Raw genomic sequence first — 656 nt, forward strand, 5'->3', positions numbered from 1 at the left:
ATGATTTACAAGAACAGCATGACAAGCGATTTCTTTGTGGAGTGGTTCAAAACGCAACTCCTGCCTGCTTTGAAGACACCTCATGTTATTATCATGGACAATGCTAGTTTTTATCCCAAGAACATTTTGGATGAACTCTGCATCCAAAATAAACACTTTTTCTTACCTCTACCGCCTTATTCACCAGATTTGAATCCTATTGAGCAAGCTTGGGCTATCTTGAAAAAGAAAGTAACAGATTTATTAAGGGAAGTCCCAACTATTTTTGAATGTTTGGAACGCTGATAACGAGAAAATTGTCAATGCCCTTAAACTAGCCTATTCTAACGCCAAACTAGAAGTCACTAATAATCTCATCAAACTTATCAAACGCAACGCCTTTGGTTTTCGGAACTTTAAAAACTTCAAAAAAAATGACGAAATTTGCCCTTTCTCGAGATTAGCTTTTCATCAACCCACTACAGTTGACAAAGAGCCGAAAAATGTCTCGCCTCTAATAACACGAGATAGATTATTATTACATAACAAAAAAAGAGGCCTAAACCTCTTAACTAAATTACTCCGCCAGTAGGACTCGAACCTACGACATCATGATTAACAGTCATGCGCTACTACCAACTGAGCTATGGCGGATTAAAGCTAAGCGACTTCCCTAT

At 37.8% G+C, this 656-nt stretch carries 1 tRNA gene and 2 pseudogenes; 2 read left to right on the top strand and 1 reads right to left on the bottom strand.

Annotated features, from left to right (window positions below):
• Together HT669_RS10765 and HT669_RS11310 are read left to right on the top strand one after the other, a co-directional pair.
• A pseudogene (locus tag HT669_RS10765) lies at window positions 1–285 on the top strand (IS630 family transposase); the annotation flags it as partial.
• Window positions 284–571: pseudogene (locus HT669_RS11310) on the top strand (transposase); the annotation flags it as partial. The pseudogenes HT669_RS10765 and HT669_RS11310, both read left to right, overlap by 2 nt.
• Here HT669_RS11310 and HT669_RS10775 read toward each other — a convergent pair.
• Window positions 560–633 (bottom strand) — tRNA-Asn (locus HT669_RS10775). The pseudogene HT669_RS11310 and the gene HT669_RS10775 overlap by 12 nt on opposite strands.
• Window positions 634–656: the final 23 nt, after the last annotated feature.

The sequence above is a fragment of the Streptococcus sp. 2100 genome (genome assembly GCF_013276335.1).
In the GTDB taxonomy this organism is placed as follows: domain Bacteria; phylum Bacillota; class Bacilli; order Lactobacillales; family Streptococcaceae; genus Streptococcus; species Streptococcus pseudopneumoniae.